17 protein-coding genes are annotated in these 16,542 nt (G+C 71.4%); 11 read left to right on the top strand and 6 right to left on the bottom strand.

Features of this window, described 5'->3' with window-relative positions; translation table 11 throughout:
• Nucleotides 1-204: 204 nt before the first annotated feature.
• Both QBJ89_RS06085 and QBJ89_RS06090 read right to left on the bottom strand, forming a co-directional pair.
• Nucleotides 205-1,530: a glycosyl transferase family protein gene (locus QBJ89_RS06085; RefSeq protein ID WP_277979631.1), complete on the bottom strand. Its 1,326-nt coding sequence runs from the start codon at nucleotides 1,528-1,530 to the stop codon at nucleotides 205-207.
• A gap of 322 nt (nucleotides 1,531-1,852) precedes the next feature.
• Nucleotides 1,853-2,326, bottom strand: coding sequence for an outer membrane protein assembly factor BamE (locus QBJ89_RS06090; protein ID WP_219749826.1), 474 nt, complete (start codon nucleotides 2,324-2,326; stop codon nucleotides 1,853-1,855).
• Nucleotides 2,327-2,458: 132 nt separating this feature from the next.
• Here QBJ89_RS06090 and QBJ89_RS06095 point away from each other — a divergent pair, with 132 nt between their 5' ends.
• Together QBJ89_RS06095 and QBJ89_RS06100 are read left to right on the top strand one after the other, a co-directional pair.
• Nucleotides 2,459-2,980 (top strand): ubiquinol-cytochrome C chaperone family protein, encoded by a 522-nt coding sequence (locus tag QBJ89_RS06095; protein ID WP_277979632.1) that lies wholly within the window; start codon nucleotides 2,459-2,461, stop codon nucleotides 2,978-2,980.
• The gene (locus QBJ89_RS06100) at nucleotides 2,971-3,504 is read left to right on the top strand and encodes a YceD family protein (RefSeq protein WP_277979633.1); all 534 of its coding nucleotides are present in this window, start codon (nucleotides 2,971-2,973) and stop codon (nucleotides 3,502-3,504) included. The genes QBJ89_RS06095 and QBJ89_RS06100 overlap by 10 nt, the downstream gene beginning before the upstream one ends.
• Nucleotides 3,505-3,517: 13 nt before the next feature.
• Here QBJ89_RS06100 and QBJ89_RS06105 read toward each other — a convergent pair whose 3' ends face one another.
• Nucleotides 3,518-4,972 carry a S41 family peptidase gene (locus QBJ89_RS06105; RefSeq protein WP_277979634.1) on the bottom strand — a complete coding sequence of 485 codons (1,455 nt, stop codon included), beginning with the start codon at nucleotides 4,970-4,972 and terminating at the stop codon, nucleotides 3,518-3,520.
• A 129-nt stretch (nucleotides 4,973-5,101) separates the two neighbouring features.
• Here QBJ89_RS06105 and QBJ89_RS06110 point away from each other — a divergent pair, with 129 nt between their 5' ends.
• Complete coding sequence (locus QBJ89_RS06110; RefSeq protein WP_277979635.1) at nucleotides 5,102-5,458, top strand: hypothetical protein; 357 nt, start codon at nucleotides 5,102-5,104, stop codon at nucleotides 5,456-5,458.
• A gap of 6 nt (nucleotides 5,459-5,464) precedes the next feature.
• On the opposite strand, the gene QBJ89_RS06115 is transcribed toward QBJ89_RS06110, so the two are convergent.
• Nucleotides 5,465-6,934 (bottom strand): M23 family metallopeptidase, encoded by a 1,470-nt coding sequence (locus QBJ89_RS06115; RefSeq protein WP_277979636.1) that lies wholly within the window; start codon nucleotides 6,932-6,934, stop codon nucleotides 5,465-5,467.
• A 202-nt stretch (nucleotides 6,935-7,136) separates the two neighbouring features.
• On the opposite strand from QBJ89_RS06115, the gene QBJ89_RS06120 reads away from it, so the two are divergent.
• From QBJ89_RS06120 to QBJ89_RS06135, 4 genes are all read left to right on the top strand, one after another.
• On the top strand, nucleotides 7,137-9,632 hold the full coding sequence (locus QBJ89_RS06120) for a helicase-related protein (protein WP_277979637.1): 2,496 nt from the start codon (nucleotides 7,137-7,139) through the stop codon (nucleotides 9,630-9,632).
• A 14-nt stretch (nucleotides 9,633-9,646) separates the two neighbouring features.
• The gene (locus QBJ89_RS06125; protein ID WP_183922985.1) at nucleotides 9,647-9,937 is read left to right on the top strand and encodes an RNA-binding S4 domain-containing protein; all 291 of its coding nucleotides are present in this window, start codon (nucleotides 9,647-9,649) and stop codon (nucleotides 9,935-9,937) included.
• 54 nt (nucleotides 9,938-9,991) lie between these two features.
• On the top strand, nucleotides 9,992-10,333 hold the full coding sequence (gene fdxA / locus QBJ89_RS06130) for a ferredoxin FdxA (RefSeq protein WP_183922656.1): 342 nt from the start codon (nucleotides 9,992-9,994) through the stop codon (nucleotides 10,331-10,333).
• A gap of 341 nt (nucleotides 10,334-10,674) precedes the next feature.
• Entirely contained in the window at nucleotides 10,675-11,469 is a 795-nt protein-coding gene (locus tag QBJ89_RS06135) for a glutaminyl-peptide cyclotransferase (protein ID WP_277979638.1), read from the top strand.
• A 37-nt stretch (nucleotides 11,470-11,506) separates the two neighbouring features.
• On the opposite strand, the gene QBJ89_RS06140 is transcribed toward QBJ89_RS06135, so the two are convergent.
• Nucleotides 11,507-12,286 (bottom strand): sulfite exporter TauE/SafE family protein, encoded by a 780-nt coding sequence (locus QBJ89_RS06140; RefSeq protein WP_277979639.1) that lies wholly within the window; start codon nucleotides 12,284-12,286, stop codon nucleotides 11,507-11,509.
• Between the two features lie 116 nt (nucleotides 12,287-12,402).
• A complete protein-coding gene (wecB, locus tag QBJ89_RS06145; protein ID WP_277979640.1) occupies nucleotides 12,403-13,545 on the bottom strand; it encodes a non-hydrolyzing UDP-N-acetylglucosamine 2-epimerase in 1,143 nt (380 codons plus the stop codon).
• Between the two features lie 92 nt (nucleotides 13,546-13,637).
• On the opposite strand from wecB, the gene gnd reads away from it, so the two are divergent.
• From gnd to QBJ89_RS06165, 4 genes are read left to right on the top strand one after another with little or no spacing between them, the layout of a single operon-like run.
• Nucleotides 13,638-14,627 carry a phosphogluconate dehydrogenase (NAD(+)-dependent, decarboxylating) gene (gnd, locus tag QBJ89_RS06150; protein WP_277979641.1) on the top strand — a complete coding sequence of 330 codons (990 nt, stop codon included), beginning with the start codon at nucleotides 13,638-13,640 and terminating at the stop codon, nucleotides 14,625-14,627.
• Nucleotides 14,627-15,433 (top strand): Cof-type HAD-IIB family hydrolase, encoded by an 807-nt coding sequence (locus QBJ89_RS06155; RefSeq protein WP_277979642.1) that lies wholly within the window; start codon nucleotides 14,627-14,629, stop codon nucleotides 15,431-15,433. The genes gnd and QBJ89_RS06155 overlap by 1 nt, the downstream gene beginning before the upstream one ends.
• On the top strand, nucleotides 15,434-16,186 hold the full coding sequence (locus QBJ89_RS06160; RefSeq protein ID WP_277979643.1) for an HAD-IIB family hydrolase: 753 nt from the start codon (nucleotides 15,434-15,436) through the stop codon (nucleotides 16,184-16,186).
• Between the two features lie 25 nt (nucleotides 16,187-16,211).
• Nucleotides 16,212-16,538 (top strand): hypothetical protein, encoded by a 327-nt coding sequence (locus tag QBJ89_RS06165; RefSeq protein WP_277979644.1) that lies wholly within the window; start codon nucleotides 16,212-16,214, stop codon nucleotides 16,536-16,538.
• The last annotated feature ends 4 nt before the right edge of the window (nucleotides 16,539-16,542 follow it).

Here is a 16,542-nt window from a genome sequence, read left to right on the forward strand (position 1 = left end):
GCATCGACCGCCGGGGCTCTACGCGAGCGGTCGCGGCTGCTCGCCGGTAGGAGAGGGATGATGCGACGTGCGGACGGCCGGCGGTCGATGTCACCGTCACCGCCGAGGGCCGCCACAACACGCTCTCGCGCCACAGCCACGCCCCGCGCGCGCCCATCCATAGTGCGAGCAGCAGCCCCCAGCAACGCAGCGCGCCGCCCCGTGTCATGGCAGGTCCGGGAAGCGGTGCGCGGTCTTGTCCCACCGCAGTGGCGTGCCGCACAGGGCGGCGACGTGGAGCCGCAGCGCGCGCCACGTCGACAGCATCAGCACCGTATTGGCGACCACGATCCGCGGCAGCGCGCGCAGTCCCTCGCGCCAACCATAAGCCGCGGTCGTATGTCGAGCGCGTGCGATCAGCCGCCAGCCGAGCAGGATCCCGTTGACCGCGACGAGCGTACGAAGGCCGTGGCCTGTCGCCGGCGGCGACTCGCCGCGCCAGTGGTGGCCGAGCATGCTGATCGTCGCGAGCACCGCCGCGGCATAAGCCGTCGCCACCGCGGCGGCGGCGAGCGGCGCGCGGCGGTCGCGCCAGCGCATCCAGCGTTCGGCCAGGCGCGACGCGCCCCATCCGGTACGGTCCCAGCCGGTGAGCGCGATCCCGCCGATCCAGCGCGCCTTCTGCCGCACCGCATGCGTCAGCGTGTCGGGAAAGTAGGCGCGCGTCGCGATCAGTCCACCGTCCGCGTCACGCTGGCGCACGAAGCGCACCGCCATGCCGAGCGAGGCTGCGCGGAGCCCCAGCTCATAGTCTTCGGTCAGGCTGTCCGCCGCGAACGGCAGGCCGGTGGCGCCGGCGAGCCGCTCCAAAGCGTCGTAGCGGATCGCACAACCCACCCCGGCGAGCGGCAGCGAGGCACCGAGCGCGGCGCGCGCCACGAGGTCGCGCGCGTGCGTCTCGGCGAACTCGTCGGCGTAGTGGCCGGTAACCCAGCGCTGCGCCGGATCGATCAGCGGCAGCACCGGCAGCTGAATGAGCCCCGCGCCACGCAGCGCCTGCTCGGCCGTGCGCAGCTCGAGCGGGTGGACCATGTCCTCGGCGTCGTGCAGCACCACCGCGTCGGGCCGCGACGCAGGCTCGGCGGTGAGGGCCTGCCACAGCTGGTTGAGGCAGTCGGCCTTGGTAGTGGGGCCATCATGGTCGCCCACTACCAGCCGGACTCGCGGATCGTCGACCGCGCGCACGGCCGCGGCGGTGGCGGGATCGTTCGGATAGCAGCCGACGTAGAGGCGATAGGCGGAATGGTCGTAGCGTTCGAGCGTCGCGCGGAGCATCGCGCCGATCACCTGCTCCTCGCGCCAGGCGGGAATGAACACCGCGAAGCGGAGGCGCGGCGACGACAAGCCGGTTCGGATCTCCGAGTCGGCGCGTCGTGTCACCGCCGCGATCAGATCGAGTATCAGGTCGTCCAAGCCTAGGACGAAGAGCACGACCGCGGCGAACAGCGTCGCCTCAATGCCGCCACGGTCGAGCAGATCGAGCCCGGTCACGGCCGCCGTCCCGTCGCTGACACATGATCTACGTCAGATTTTTCTGCTGACCTGTGGCCAATCGGCAACGCTCGCGAGAAAGCGTTAACCGTCGCGAACAAAGCGCCAGCGCGCGCGTTAGCCGCCGCGGTCCCTTTCCCCCTTTCGGGACCGGTGCCGACCCCAAGCCGGTACTGGCCGCGTCGCGGCGTTAGTAGCGACGCGGCCGAACCGCGGGTGAGGAGTGACAGGCTCGTAGGCTCGCTAGACACCCGAGTCTTGTAGGTGGGTCAATCGACCGTCGCGGCGCAGGATTACATGAGCGCAGCCCGCGACGGCGAGATCACGGTCCTGTGCTGCCGCCCCCCGGGCCACCGCCACCGCCCGCGCCCGCCGCGCCGACCGTGCCGATGTTGCCGAACAGGTCCTGGAAGAAGCCGCGCTTGCGGCCCAGCGTCGGGGTCGTCTTGCCGTCCGGCTTGAGCGAGACGACCTGGTCGATCCCCGACTTGCGCACCGTGGTGACGTTGCCGGCTTGGTCGAAGCTGATCTGCATCGTCAGCTGGTCGCGCGGTTTGGGCGGAGTGAACGCCAGGTTGCGGCTGTCGCGCGACACATAATACCAGTCGCCTTGGTTAAACTGGCTCGCGAAGCTGGGCGTACCGAGCGTGGCCAGCACCGACTGGCGATTGTCGACCCCGGGCTGGATCGAGTTCACCAGATCGGCGTCGACGATATAGCCCTGGTGCGAGCGCAGCGGCGTGCACCCGGCGGCGAGGACGCCGGCAGCCAAAGCGAGAGGAAGAAGGGGGCGCATCGATACTCCGCGGAAACGTAGCTGCTTGCCCGCGCGGCACGCGCGCGTGGACATTGCGGCCTCGCGCCTCAATATGCCGCCGCGCGGGGCGAGACAAGCGCCGCGCCGATCGGTCGAGAGGAAGAGCTACAGGTGGGTTGGTTGAGTGGGTGGCTGCGCGGGCGCGGACCGCGCAACGAGGCGTTGCCGCTGTACGACGCGGTGGTGGCGCGCGCGCGCCGGCCGCACTGGTATCTCGACGGCGCGGTGCCAGACACGCTCGACGGTCGCTTCGACATGGTCGCCGCGGTGCTGGCGATGGTGCTGCTGCGGCTCGAGCAGACGCCCGACGGTACCGACGCTTCGGTGCGGCTCACCGAGCGGTTCGTCGACGACATGGACGCGCAGGTGCGCCAGATCGGCTTCGGCGACATGGTCGTGGGCAAGCATGTCGGTAAGATGATGGGCATGCTGGGCGGACGACTCGGCGTCTATCGCGAGGGACTGGCCGCTCCGGACGACCTCGTGCTCGACGCCGCGCTGGTGCGCAACCTCTATCGCGGCGCGACGCCCGACGCCGCCGCGCTGGCGCACGTGCGCGCCGAGCTCAAGGCACTGCGCCGTGACCTCGACCCGCTGAGCGTGAGTGAATTGATGGAAGGACGATGGGTGTGACGACGGAATTCTCCCGCGTGGAGCGGCTCGACACGATCGGCGGCGAGGATCGCGCGGTGACGATCGCGGCCGACGCCGACGAGCGCGCCGCGCTGGCGCGTCGCTTCGACCTGGTCGCGGTCGAGCGGCTCGCCGGCGCGTTCGCGGTGCGGCGCGATCCCGCTGGTGTGCTGGTGAGCGGCACCGTGCGCGCGGACGTGGTGCAGGCCTGTTCGGTCACGGGTGACCCGCTGCCCGCGACGATCGACGAGCCCGTCGCGCTGCGCTTCGTCGCGCCGAGCGCCGGTGGCGACGACGAGATCGAGCTCGGCGGCGACTCGATCGATACGGTCGAGCTCGAGGGCGGGGGCGTGGACCTTGGCGAGGTCGCGGCGGAGACGATGGCGCTCGCGCTCGATCCGTTCCCGCGCAGCCCGCGCGCCGAGGCGGTGCTGCGCGTGGCGGGCGTGCTGAGCGAGGAGGAGGCCGGACCCTTCGGCGCGCTCGCCGGGCTCAAGGCCAAGCTTGCCGCGCCGAAGGACTGAGCCGCCCCGAGGATCAGAACAGGCCGGGCTGGTCGCGCTGCGCTGCGTTCGGGTGCGGTACGGTCAGCGGCCGGTTGGCCGGCGCGAACAGCTGCGTCGAGCGGCTCGCACTCGCGCTCGTGCCGATCGGGGTGCAGCTCCGCCCGGCGATATAGTCGAGCGCGGTGCGCAGCGAGAGTTCGGCGGGGTCGCCGAGCGCGTGGGAAACGTCGTCATCCGCCTGGCAGCTCGCTTCGACCTTGGTGGCGAGGCCGTTGAAATAGTCGCCCTGCCGAGCCGAATTCTGCAGCGCGAGCGAAACCGCGAGCAGCCGGTCGTCGGTGCATGACGGATTGTCGAACGGAATCTGGCCGACCGGCTTGCCATAGGTGTTGCTGCCGATGAGCGCGACATTGGCGTGGAGGTAGGGGATCAGCGCGTTGATGACATATTCGCTCGCCGAGGCGGTCGCACCGGTGCCGATGAAGGCGATGCGCGTGGGCGCGATCGCCTGCGCCTCCTGCCGAAAGTAGCGGATGCGGTCCTGGCTGGATTTTGACAGGCGATAGCTGGTGTACGCCTGCACGTCCGAGGTCGAACGGCCTCCACCGAGCAGGTCGGTGAAGGTCTCGGCGGTGGCGAGCAGTCCGCCGCCATTGTAGCGCAGGTCGATCACCAGATCGGCCACCCCCTGCGCGCGGAAGGTGGCGAAGGCGCTGCGCAGCTCGTCGTCGGCGCTGGAGATGAAGGTGCGCAGGTTGATGTAGCCGACCTTGCGACCACCCGAGTCGAGCACCTTGACGCCGTAGCGCGACGATACCGGAGCCAGCGAGTAATTGGCGGTCGTAAGCGTCACCACCCGTGTTCCGGCGGCGTCGCTGACGCGCAACACGCGCGCGCTGCCAGGCGTCGTGTCATCGAACGGCGCGTTGAGCGCGTCATAATCGTTCTTGGCGATGATGTCGCTGACGTCGCGCAGGTTGGCGGTCGAGGTCCCGACCGCGAGGATCTCGGTGCCGCGATCGATGCCGGCGGCAAACGCGGGCGTGTTCTCGAACGCCTCGCGAACGAACAGCCGGTTGCTCGCGGTCAGCGCGAGCCGAACGCCGATCCCGGCGGTCTTGCCCGAGGCATAATAGGCCGCGTCGGCCGACGCCGAAGTGACATAGGTGAAATGGCGATCGCGATTCTGCGCGCGCGCCGGGGCGGTGAGCGCGTCGACATAGTCGTCGAGCGTGCTGTAGCTGGCCGGGTTGACGTTGCCCGCGAGCAGCTCGGGATAGCGGTACCATTCGTTGAGGATCGAGAACGCCCAGTCCTGCCGTGCGCGCAGCGTGCAGCCGCCGGTGCTTCCGGTACTGCCGGTGCCGCCGCCCACCGCAGCCGATCCGCCGCCCGTGACGCCCCCGCTGGCACGATCATCGCCGCCGCCGCACCCCGCCAGCATCCCTGCCAGCGCGAGCGCGCCCACCCACCGCGGTGTACGCATCACTTACTCCTACGAACCCACCTCATTGGTATCGTGACCTCAGCTACTTGTATATGGCGCCGCCAGGCGGCCGCGGCGGAGAACGCCCCAGACTGGCGCCATCGCGCCGCGATCTGCTAGCGTGCCGCCATGACCCCGCGCCCGCTCTTCCCGCTCGCCCTCCCCGTCCTGCTCGCGCTCGCCGGCTGCGGTGGCGGCGAGACCGCCAACCAGGCCGCCGCGGCGACGCCGCGCGGCGACTATGTCGCGAAGATGCAGGCGCTCAACGAGAAGGAACGCAACGTTGCGCTGTTCCGCGCGATCCGTGACGCGGGCCGCTCGTGCCAGCAGGTCGACCGTTCGGTGCCGACCGACCCGGTCGCGGGCAAGGCCGCCTGGGTCGCCACCTGCGACGACCAGTCCGCCTGGCTGATCACGCTGGACGATACCGGCACCGCCACCGTCACCGACGCGCGCGCGATCGCGGGGCGCAGCGCGACCGGCTGAGCTCGTCTATCCGATCAGCCGCGCGATCTTGGCACGCAACGCGCGGATCGTTTCGGCAGGCAGCGTCTGCACGCTCGACAGCGACAAGGTGCGCGGGTTGACCGGCTGGCCGTTCTTCCAGACTTCCCAGTGCAGGTGCGGCCCGGTCGAGATGCCGGTCGAGCCGACATAGCCGATCACCTGTCCGCGCCGCACCCGCGCCCCCTGGCCGACGCCGAAGCGGCTCATATGGCCGTAGCCGGTCACGAGGCCGGCGCCGTGCGCCAGCTTGATGAAATTGCCGTAGCCGCCGGCGCGCCCGGCGAACTGCACCACCCCGTCCATCGCAGCGTAGATCGGACTGCCGTAGGGCGCGCCGATGTCGGTGCCCTTGTGCATCCGCATGAAGCCGAGCAGCGGGTGCATCCGCATCCCGAAGGTGGAGGTGATCCGCCCCGCCACCGGCATCCCCATCGCGCCGCGGTGCTCGATCGTGCCCGAGGGGTCCAGCATCTGTCCGCCCTCGCCGTCCTTGTCGCCCCAGCGCACCAGCCGCAGCTGCCGGCGGCCGTGTGCCAGGCCGGCATATTGCAGCTGGCCGATCTCGACCTCGCCGGTGGCGGCGCGCGCTTGGTCGGCGACGATGTCGAAGCGGTCGTCACTGCCGAGCTGGCCGATCGGCAGCTGCGCCGCGATCGCCTTGATATAGGTCTCGACCACGCGCGCGGGAACGCCCGCGGCGCGCGCCGAGCGGTAGAGTCCGGCGCCCACCGTGCCAGTGACGTGGAGCGGGGTGCGATCGATCGCGATCGACTGGCGATCGAGCACCAGCCCCTCGCCGGCGCGCTGCACCACCAGCTTGAGGTCGAAGGCGGCGCGGAAGGCGAGCCGCTCGAGCGGGCGCGGCTGGAACTTGGTCGGGCGGCGGCCGAGCGTCAGCGCCAGCACCGTGCCCGGCTTGAGCGAGTCGAGCGCCACCGCGTCGCCGACCAGCCCCGCGATCCGTCCCGCCTCGCCGCCGCCGATGCCGGCGCGCTGCAAGGCGGTGCGCAGCGTGTCGCCGTCGGCGAGCGCGGCGCTGAGCTCGATCTGCGGGCGCTCGGGCGTCTCGGCGAGCGGGCGCACCAGCGCGGTCGCCGCCATGCGCCGCCCGGTGGTGGCACCGAGCGCGAGCGGCGCGACCCCCTGGGTACGCGCCTCCTCGAGGCTGGCGCGGTCGCCCGGCGCGGCGACGTCACCGGTGATCGCGGGGAGTCCGGGGTTGAGCTGCCACGCCCCCCAGCACAGCGCCGCGCAGGTGGCGAGGCCGCGCCACCAGGTGCGGCTGCCGATGTCTTGGCCGAGGTCGGGGACCCAGTCGGCGCGGGCCAGCGCGACTCGGGCGCGATCGAGCGCGCCGCGCTCGGCGAGCGGCACCAGCTGGCGTCCGAACGCGCGACCGCTGCCGCGCCCGCCGGCGCCCGCCAGCTCCATCCCCTGATCGTCGCGCAAGAACACGTCGGCCGCCGCCTTCCGTCACGCGCCGAACCTACCCCCCGGCGCTTGGGTGCGAGCGTTGTGGAGAAGAGGTGCTAAAGTCAAATTAACCGCACCCCGCCGCGGCGATCGCTGCGGCGGGCCGGTGGTGTCCGGCGGCGGGCCGCGCCGGAGACTGAGCGCGATTGCATCCGGTCAACACAGACCCGATGTAGTCTGGGTCATGTCGCTCATCCCTCGCCCGCACGACGGCTCGCGCGTGATCGCGGTGCTGGGTCCGACCAACACCGGCAAGACGCATCTCGCGATCGAGCGGATGTGTGCGCATGCCAGCGGCATGATCGGCTTCCCGCTGCGGCTGCTGGCGCGGGAGGTCTACGACCGCGTGGTCGCGATCAAGGGGCCGGAGCGGGTCGCGCTGATCACCGGCGAGGAGCGGATCGTCCCCAAGGACGCGCGCTGGTTCCTGTGCACCGCGGAGAGCCTGCCGCTGGAGCGCGAGGTCGCCTTCGTCGCGCTCGACGAGGCGCAGCTCGGCGCCGACCGCGAGCGCGGCCATGTCTTCACCGATCGCCTGCTGCGCGCGCGCGGGCGCGAGGAGACGATGATCCTCGGCTCGGAGGCGCTCCGCCCGGTGCTGCGCGCTTTGGTGCCCGAGGCCGAGATCGTCGAGCGGCCGCGCTTCTCGACGCTGAGCTACGCCGGCGCGAAGAAGCTGTCGCGGCTGCCGCGGCGCTCCGCGATCGTCACCTTCTCCGCCGAGGAGGTCTATGCCACCGCCGAGATGCTGCGGCGGCTGCGCGGTGGCGCCGCGGTGGTGATGGGGGCGCTCAGCCCCCGCACGCGCAACGCGCAGGTGGCGATGTTCCAGGCGGGCGAGGTCGACTATCTCGTCGCGACCGACGCGATCGGCATGGGGCTCAACCTCGACGTCGGCCACGTCGCCTTCGCCGGCCTGTCCAAGTTCGACGGTCAGCAGCGCCGCCGCCTCACCGTCGCCGAGATGGCGCAGATCGCCGGCCGCGCCGGGCGCCACCAGCGCGACGGCACATTCGGCGGGCTGACCGAGGAAGGGCCGGAGGCGTTCGAGCCCGAGGAAGTGGCGGCGATCGAGGCGCATCGCTTCCCGCGGCTCGACTGGCTCTACTGGCGCGACGGCACGCCCGACCTCGCCTCGATCGACGCCCTGCTCGCCTCGCTCGCGCGCCGCCCCGAGCACGAGCGGCTGCGCGCCGCGCCCGAGGCGACCGACCTGCGCGTGCTCAAGCGGCTCGCCGACGAGGTCGGGGTGCGCGACCGCGCGCGCGGCAATGTCGCGCGGCTGTGGGCGGCGTGCGGCATCCCCGATTTCGCCAAGCTGGGCATCGACCCGCACGCGCGCTTCGTCGGGCGCGTGTTCGGCTATCTCGCGCAAGGCTACGTGCCGCACCAATGGTTCGCCGACGAGGTGGCTAGGCTCGACCGCATCGAGGGCGATGTCGAGACGATCGCGGGGCGGATCGCAGCGATCCGCAGCTGGGCCTATATCGCGCAGCGGCCCGATTGGCTGGCTGACCCGCAGCACTGGGCGGCGCGGACGCTGGCGGTGGAGGAGCGGCTGTCCGATGCGCTCCACGAAAAGCTGACGCAGCGCTTCGTCGACAAGCGCACCACGGCCCTGGCGAAGAAGATCGGCAGCGGCGTCGGCGCGCTGCCGGTGGAGATCGACGCCGAGGGCGAGGTGACGATCGACACGCACGCGATCGGGCGGCTCGAGGGCTTTCGCTTCGTCGTCGCGCCCGACGCCACCGCTTCGGACAAGCGCCTGCTGCTCGCCACCGCGGAGAAGCGGCTTGGCGCCGAGCGCCGTCGACGCGCCGACGCGCTGGTGGCGCGCGACGACGCCGGCTTCGCGCTCGACGACGACTGCGTGATCCTGGCGGACGGGCTGGCGGTGGCGCGGCTCAAGCGCGGCGCATCGCTGGCGCGGCCGCAGCTCGCGCTCGACGCGGCGCTCGATTGCCTCGATCCCGCCGTGCGCGACTCGATCATGGCGCGGTTGCGCGCGTGGCTGACGGCGGCGATCGGCCGGGTGTTGCGCAGCGTCGCGGCGGCGGCGGAGGCGGCGCGGGCGCCCGCGGCGAGCCCGGCACTGCGCAGCGTCGCGGCGGCGCTGGAGAGCGGCGCGGGGTTCACCGAGCGGCTGCCGCTGCGTGCCGCGATCGATTCGCTCAGCGCGGGCGATCGCCACTGGCTGCGACGCCAGGGCGTGACGATCGGCGCGCTCGACCTGTTCGACGCGCGGCTGCTCAAGCCTGGCGCACAGGCGTGGCGCCGCGCGCTGCTCGCCGCGGCGGGGACGTCGCCCCCCCCGCTGCCGCGCGTCGGCGCGACGACGCTGCCGCGCGGCAGCACGGGCGCGGTGCCGCTGATGGGCTATCGCCCGCTCGGCGCGCAGGCGGTGCGGATCGACCTGGTCGAGCGAGTGGCGCGCGCCGCGCACGACGCGCGCGCCGCGGACGGCCGCGCGCCGTTCGCGCCCGATCCGGCCCTGGCGGTGTCGATCGGGCTCGAGTCGGCGACGATCGCGCGGTTGATGGCTGAGCTTGGCTTCCGCCCCGCGTCTGTCAGCGCCGAGGGGCCACCGCTGTACGTCTGGCGCGGCCGTGCCCGCGCGCGCGAATCGCGGCCCACGCCCGACAACGCCTTCGCCGCACTTGCCGAGCTGGTGCGGCGGTGAGCGGCGCCGAGGCGATGCGGCTCGACCGCTATTTGTGGTTCACCCGCCTCGCCAAGACGCGCGACGTCGCGCAGGCGCTGGCGTGCGACGGCCGGCTGCGCATCGACGGGCGCGCGATCGACCGCGCGCACGCCCCTGTGCGGGTCGGCAATATCCTCACCTTCTTCCACGCCGGCAGGGTGCGCGTGCTGCGCGTCGAAGCACTGCCGGGGCGGCGCGGACCCGCGCCCGAGGCGCAGGCTTGCTACCAGGAACTGGTCACCGGCGGCGGCGAGAACGGCTCGCAACCCGCGCTGGAGCGTTGACGCGGGCGTGATGCGGCGCAAAAGCGGCGCGCGAGAAGCGAGGAAATCCCGATCATGACCTACGTCGTCACCGACGCGTGCATCCGCTGCAAGTACATGGACTGCGTGGAAGTCTGCCCGGTCGACTGTTTCTACGAGGGCGAGAACATGCTCGTCATCAACCCGTCCGAGTGTATCGACTGTGGCGTCTGCGAGCCGGAATGCCCGGCCGAGGCGATCCTGCCCGACACCGAGAGCGGGCTGGAGCAGTGGCTCGAGCTCAACAACACCTTCTCGGCGCAGTGGCCCAACGTCACGCGCAAGCTCGACCAGACCCCACCCGACGCCGATTCGTTCAAGGGTCAGGACGGCAAGTTCGACAAATTCTTCTCGCCCGAGCCCGGCAAGGGCGACTGAGCGAGACTTTAGCACGCTTTCCCTCGTGGCCCCGCGCGCGTGGTGGCCCGAAGGCGCCCACGTCGGCCGGACTTCTGCGATGCCACCTCGTTATCCCGGTCCTTAGCCTGGATTCACCGCGCCGCATACGCCTCGGCCATTGTTCGCCGCGGCATCATGGATCCCGGCTCAGGGGCCGGGATGACGGCCTTAGACCAGCTACGCGAAAGTCTTGCGAGCGCGGAGAACAGCCGAATTTCGCGCGGTACCGAACGCGCTGCAAAGGTTCCTCTGCTCGGGCGAGGTGACGTAAGGCGCACGCGCGGTTGCTCGCCGCGAGGCGCGCGCGTACCGCTGCGGCCATGACCCGCCGGCCCGTCCCCGCGCTCCTGGCGCTGCTCCTCCCGCTCGCCGCTCCGGCGCCGGCCGCGCCCCAGGCGGCACCCGTCGCCACCGACGCCCGACCGCCGGTGGTGGTCCCGACCGTCGTCGCGCGCTTCCCGCATGACCGCGACGCCTTCACCGAGGGACTGATCTGGCATGGCGCCGCGCTTTACGAGAGCGTCGGGCTCGAAGGCCGTTCCGACGTCCGCCGTGTCGAGCTTGCCACCGGCAAGGCGGTGACGCGCGCCGTCATCCCGCCGGCGCAGTTCGGCGAGGGATTGGCGGCGTGGAAGGACCAGCTCGTCAGCCTCACCTGGCACGACGGGATCGCGCACCGCTGGGCGGCGGCGACGCTGCGGCCGCTCGGCACCGCGCGCTACAGCGGCGAGGGCTGGGGGCTGACGAGCGATCGCACCGCGCTGATCCGCTCCGACGGCAGCGCCAATCTGACCTTCCACGATCCGGTCACGCTGGCGGTCAAGCGGACGCTCAAGGTGACCTACATGGGTCAGCCGGTCGACCAACTCAACGAGCTCGAGTGGGTCGACGGCACGATCCTCGCCAACGTCTGGCACCAGCCGATGATCGTGCGGATCGATCCGGCGAGCGGGCGCATCACCCAAGTGATCGACCTCCGCGCGATCGTCGCCGAGGTCGGCGCGCGCGACCCCGAGGCGGTCGCCAACGGCATCGCCTGGGACGCCGCCAAGCGCCGCCTGTTCGTCACCGGCAAGCGCTGGCCGACGCTGTTCGAGATCCGGCTGGCGCGCTGAGGATCGCGCGCGTCGCCGCGGGGTGCGTGGGCGCGGCTCAGGCCAGCAGCCGCACGCCCACGATCAGCAACACCACCGCGAGCAGCGGCGTGACGACACGCTCGGGCAGCCGGTCGGTCAGCCGCGCGCCCAGGATTACGCCGGGGATCGAGCCGAGCAGCAACGCGCCGAGCAGGTGCAGGTCGATGTTGCCGATCAGCGCGTGGCCGATCCCGCCGAGCAGCGCGACCGGGACGGCGTGGAGGATGTCCGTCCCCACCAGCCTCTTGGCGGTCAGCCGGAAGGGATAGAGCAGCAGCAGCAGCGTCGCCCCGAGTGCACCCGCGCCCACCGAGGTCAGCGTGATCAGCGTGCCCAGAAGCGCCCCGGCCGCTACCGTCAGCGCCGGCTGGAAGCGCAGCAGCGCCTCGGTCCGCGCGCCCTCGCGCCGCGCGAAGCGGCGTGCCAGCGCGGCGCGAAAGGGCGTGAGCAGCGCCGAGATCACCAAGGTCGCGCCGAGCACGCGCACGATCAGACCGCCGCTCTCGGCGCGCTCGTGGTGGCTCCACAGCCACCACAGGGTGAGCGCCACCGCCGGCAGGCTGCCGAGGCAGAGCCGGCGCACCACTGTCCAGTCGGCATTGTCGCGGCGGTGATGCACCGCGCCGCCGACCAGCTTGGTGATCGCGGCGAACCACAGGTCGGTGCCGACCGCGGTGGCGGGCGCCACCCCGAACAGCAGGATCAGCACCGGCGACATCAGCGATCCGCCGCCCACGCCGGTCAATCCGACGATCGCGCCCACCAGGAAGCCCGCGAGCGTGCTCAGCCAGTCCACGTCGCGCGTACCCCCATCGCATGTCCCGGCGTCATCGCGTTCGATGTGCGACGCCGGGGGGGCGCGCGGCAAGCGCAGAAATGCTTGGGGCGGCCGTGGCGGCGGGCGCATCGGGGTTAGTCGCGGGGGTGGTCCGCGTGCAGCCGCGCGAGGATCGCCGCGATACGCTCGCCGGCGCAGCCGTCGCCATAGGGGTTGCGCGCGCGCGCCATCGCCGCGTGCGCGACCGGGTGATCGAGCAGCCGCGTCGCCGCCGCGACGATGCGCGCCGGGTCGGTCCCGACGAGGCTGGCGCAACCCGAGGCGATCCCCTCGGGCCGCTCGGTCGTGTCGCGCAGCACCAGCACGGGCAGGTCGAGCGCGGGCGCCTCTTCCTGCAGCCCGCCCGAGTCGGTGAGCAGCAGGTGGCTCATGCCGAGCAGTCGTACCATCGCCGGATAGTCGAGCGACGGCAGCACCGTCACTCTTGGCTCGCGCGCCAGCTGTCGCGCCAGCGCGAGCGCCTGCGGCGCCGGATGCGTGGGCAGGGCCACCGCGACATCATCGCGCCGCGCGAGGACGCATACCGCCTGCGCCACCCTCGCCATCGCGGCCCGGTCCTTTTCGCGGCGATGCACCGTCACGGTGACGATCCGGCGCGCGTCCGCCGCGGCGGCGAACGATGCCACCGCCGCCCCGAGCGACGGCACGGCGGCGACGCGGGCGGCCATGGCGAGAAGCGAGTCGATCCCGCTGTTGCCGGTGACGTGGATCGCGTCCGGCGGCACGTTCTCGGCGGCGAGCGCGGCGGCGGCCGTGGCGGTGGGCGCGAAGTGACAGTCCGCCACCGCGGTGATCGCCCTGCGCCAGCCCTCCTCCGGGCGCGGCGCGGCGAGGTCGCCGCTGCGCAGCCCCGCCTCGACATGCGCGACGGGCACGCCGCACAGGTTGGCCGCCATCGCTCCCGCCCAGGCGCTCGAGGTGTCGCCCTGCACCACCAGCCGCACCGGTCGCTCCGCCTCGAGCAGCGCCGCAACCGAGTCGATCAGCCCGCCGAGCAGCGCGCGATGCGGCTGCCCCGCACGCATCAGGTCGAGATCCACGTCGGGCACCAGCTCCAGCGCGGCGAGCGCCTGATCGAGCAGTGCGCGGTGCTGGCCGGTCACCGCGACCCGCACGGTCAACGCCGGATGACGGCGCAGGGCCGCGACCACCGGTGCCATCTTGATTGCCTCGGGTCGGGTGCCGAATAGGAGCAGGATGCGGGGTGCCGCACGCATGTCCTCTTATTCTAGCGGGAGGAGGACATGCTGCGGCGCGGAACCTAGCGGCCGTGCCGCGCGATTCAGCGGCGAGCGAGGAGGGTAGCAGAATGCGACTGGTGATGATCGGCCTCGGCCGAATGGGCGGCAACATGGCGCGTCGCCTGATGCAGGCGGGGCATGAGATCGTCGCCTATGACCGCGACACGGACGCGGTCGCCAAGCTCGCCGAGGCAGGCGCGATCGCCGTCGGCTCGCTCGACGAGGCGCGCGCGCGCTGCCAGGAAAGCGGCGCCGCCGCGATCTGGTGGGTGATGTTGCCGCACGGCGCGATCACCGATGGCGTGATCGAGCAGATCGCGGGCAGCGCAAGCGCGGGCGAGGTCGTGATCGACGGCGGCAACAGCTTCTACAAGGATGATATCCGCCGCGCCAAGGCACTCGCCGAGAAGAATGTCCATTACGTCGACGTCGGCACCTCGGGCGGCGTCTGGGGGCTGGAGCGCGGCTATTGCATGATGATCGGCGGCCCCGACCAGGTCGTGCGCGACCTCGACCCCGTCTTCTCCGCACTCGCGCCGGGCGCGGGCACGATCGAGCGCACGCGTGGCCGCGCCGAGGGGATCGATGACCGCGCCGAGCACGGCTACATCCATGCCGGCCCAGCGGGCGCGGGGCATTTCGTCAAGATGATCCACAATGGCATCGAGTACGGCCTGATGCAGGCCTATGCCGAGGGCTTCGACGTGCTCAAGGGCAAGGCCTCGGAGAAGCTGGCAGAGGACGAGCGCTACGACCTCAACCTCGCGGACATCGCCGAGGTGTGGCGGCGCGGCAGCGTGATCTCGTCCTGGCTGCTCGACCTCACCGCGCAGGCGCTCGCGAGCGACCCGCACCTCGAGAAGTTCAGCGGCAACGTCGCCGACTCCGGCGAGGGCCAGTGGACGATCGAGGCGGCGATGGAGGAAGCGGTGCCGGTGAACGTCCTCACCACCGCCTTGTTCGCGCGCTATCGAAGCCGGGTCGAGCATACGTTCGGCGAGAAGGCGCTGTCGGCGATGCGCTTCGGCTTCGGCGGCCACGTCGAGATGCCGCAGTAATGCCGATCCGACTGCTGGTGTCCGACGTCGACGGTACGCTCGTCGACAAGGAGAAGCAGCTCACCGCGGCGACGATCGCCGCGGTGAAGCATCTGCAGGACGAGGGCGTCGCCTTCACGCTGATCAGCGCGCGGCCGATGTCGGGCATTCGTCCGTTGCTCGACCAGCTCGGCTTCGACGGCGACGTCGCCGCGTTTAACGGCGGCATCGTCTTTCGTCGCGACGGCACGATCGTTCACCACGAAACGCTTCCCGTCGATGTGGCGCGGGAGGCGTTGATGATCGCCGCCGAGTTCGAGGTCGACACCTGGCTGTTCGCCGACGACCGCTGGTACGCCACCGATCCCGACGGTGCGCACACGACCAGCGAGCGGCGCAGCTCGGCACAGGAGCCCGTGGTGGCGGAGGATCTCGGCGCGTTGCTCGACCGCGCCGACAAGCTCACGTTCGTCAGCGACGATGAGGCGATGCTCCACGCGCTCTACGCGCGCGTCCACACCGCGATCGGCGATCGTGCCACGGTGGCGCAGTCGCAGGTCTATTATCTCGACGTCACCGCCAAGGGCGCCAACAAGGGCGACGGTATTGCTGCGCTCAGCCAGGCGCTTGGCATCGCGCTGGAGGATACCGCCGCGATCGGCGACCAGGCCAACGACCTGCCGATGCTGCGGCGTGCCGGCCTGCCGATCGCGATGGGCAACGCACCCGAGGCGGTGAAACAGGCGGCGCACGAGGTGACTCGCGCGAACGACCAGGATGGCGTAGCGCACGCCATCGAAACGATTGTTCTGCCGCGGAGACACTGAATGAAGAAGCTCGTCGCCTTCGATCTCGACGGCACCCTCGCGCTCAGCAAACAGGCGCTCAAGGACGACATGGGCGAGACGTTGGCGGACTTGCTGACGGTGGCCGACGTCGCGGTGATCTCGGGGGGCGACTGGCCGCAGTTCGAGAAGCAGGTGGCGAGCCGCCTGCCCGACCGCGCCGACCGCGACCGGCTGTGGCTGATGCCGACCACCGGCACCAAGCTGTACGTCCACCGCGACGGCGAATGGAAGACGGTTTACGCCGAGCTGTTCGACGACGCCGAGAAGCAGAAGATCATCGACGCGTTCGGCCAGTCGCTCGAGGCGACCGGCTTCGTCCCCGAGCAGACCTGGGGCGAGCGCATCGAGGATCGCGGCAGCCAGATCACCTTCTCCGCGCTCGGCCAGCAGGCCCCGCTCGAGGCGAAAGAGACCTGGGATCCCGATTTTGCCAAGCGCAAGGTGATCCAGGCCGACCTGCGTCAGCGGTTGCCGGGGCTGGCGATCAACATGGGCGGCGCCACCTCGATCGATATTACCCGCGAAGGCGTCGACAAGGGGTATGGCCTGCGCAAGCTGGCGGCGGAGAGCGGCATCCAGCTCGGCGAGATGCTGTTTATCGGCGACGCGATTTTCCCGGGCGGCAACGATTATCCGGCGCATGAGGCGGGTGTGGACTGCGTCCGCGTGCGCGACCCGCAGGAGACGATCAGCGTCGTGACCGCGATCGTCGCATGCCAGAAGCAGGGCTGAGCACGGCCTCCGACGGACGCGCGCGATGATCGACGTACCCGCGCTGTACGCGCGCGTCATCCACTGGATCGGTGACGGCACCGGCACCACCGACACGGTGCTGCACATCCACGCCGGGATGGCGGTGCTGATGCTGGCGCGACTGGTGACGCGGCGCTCGCTCGGCACCTTCGTGCCGCTGTCGGTGGTGGCGCTGGCGGAGCTCGGCAACGAGGTCCTCGACCGGCTCCACTATCACTCGTGGCGCTGGTGGGACACGATCCCCGACGTGATCAACACCCTGTTCTGGCCGACCGTGATCTGCGCGGCGGTGCGCTGGCGCCCGATGCACCGCCGCGACCAGCGGCGATGAACGA

Source organism: Sphingomonas phyllosphaerae (genome assembly GCF_029623345.1).
Taxonomy (GTDB): Bacteria; Pseudomonadota; Alphaproteobacteria; order Sphingomonadales; family Sphingomonadaceae; genus Sphingomonas; species Sphingomonas phyllosphaerae_C.

Coding starts and splice junctions, on each gene's coding strand:
- QBJ89_RS06100 (WP_277979633.1), top strand. CDS start 2,971: ATGGGTGTGACGACGGAATTCTCCCGCGTGGAGCGGCTCGACACGATC.
- QBJ89_RS06165 (WP_277979644.1), top strand. CDS start 16,212: ATGATCGACGTACCCGCGCTGTACGCGCGCGTCATCCACTGGATCGGT.
- QBJ89_RS06105 (WP_277979634.1), bottom strand. CDS start 4,972: ATGCGTACACCGCGGTGGGTGGGCGCGCTCGCGCTGGCAGGGATGCTG.
- QBJ89_RS06125 (WP_183922985.1), top strand. CDS start 9,647: ATGCGGCTCGACCGCTATTTGTGGTTCACCCGCCTCGCCAAGACGCGC.
- QBJ89_RS06160 (WP_277979643.1), top strand. CDS start 15,434: ATGAAGAAGCTCGTCGCCTTCGATCTCGACGGCACCCTCGCGCTCAGC.
- QBJ89_RS06090 (WP_219749826.1), bottom strand. CDS start 2,326: ATGCGCCCCCTTCTTCCTCTCGCTTTGGCTGCCGGCGTCCTCGCCGCC.
- QBJ89_RS06120 (WP_277979637.1), top strand. CDS start 7,137: ATGTCGCTCATCCCTCGCCCGCACGACGGCTCGCGCGTGATCGCGGTG.
- QBJ89_RS06135 (WP_277979638.1), top strand. CDS start 10,675: ATGACCCGCCGGCCCGTCCCCGCGCTCCTGGCGCTGCTCCTCCCGCTC.
- QBJ89_RS06110 (WP_277979635.1), top strand. CDS start 5,102: ATGACCCCGCGCCCGCTCTTCCCGCTCGCCCTCCCCGTCCTGCTCGCG.
- gnd (WP_277979641.1), top strand. CDS start 13,638: ATGCGACTGGTGATGATCGGCCTCGGCCGAATGGGCGGCAACATGGCG.
- wecB (WP_277979640.1), bottom strand. CDS start 13,545: ATGCGTGCGGCACCCCGCATCCTGCTCCTATTCGGCACCCGACCCGAG.
- QBJ89_RS06155 (WP_277979642.1), top strand. CDS start 14,627: ATGCCGATCCGACTGCTGGTGTCCGACGTCGACGGTACGCTCGTCGAC.
- fdxA (WP_183922656.1), top strand. CDS start 9,992: ATGACCTACGTCGTCACCGACGCGTGCATCCGCTGCAAGTACATGGAC.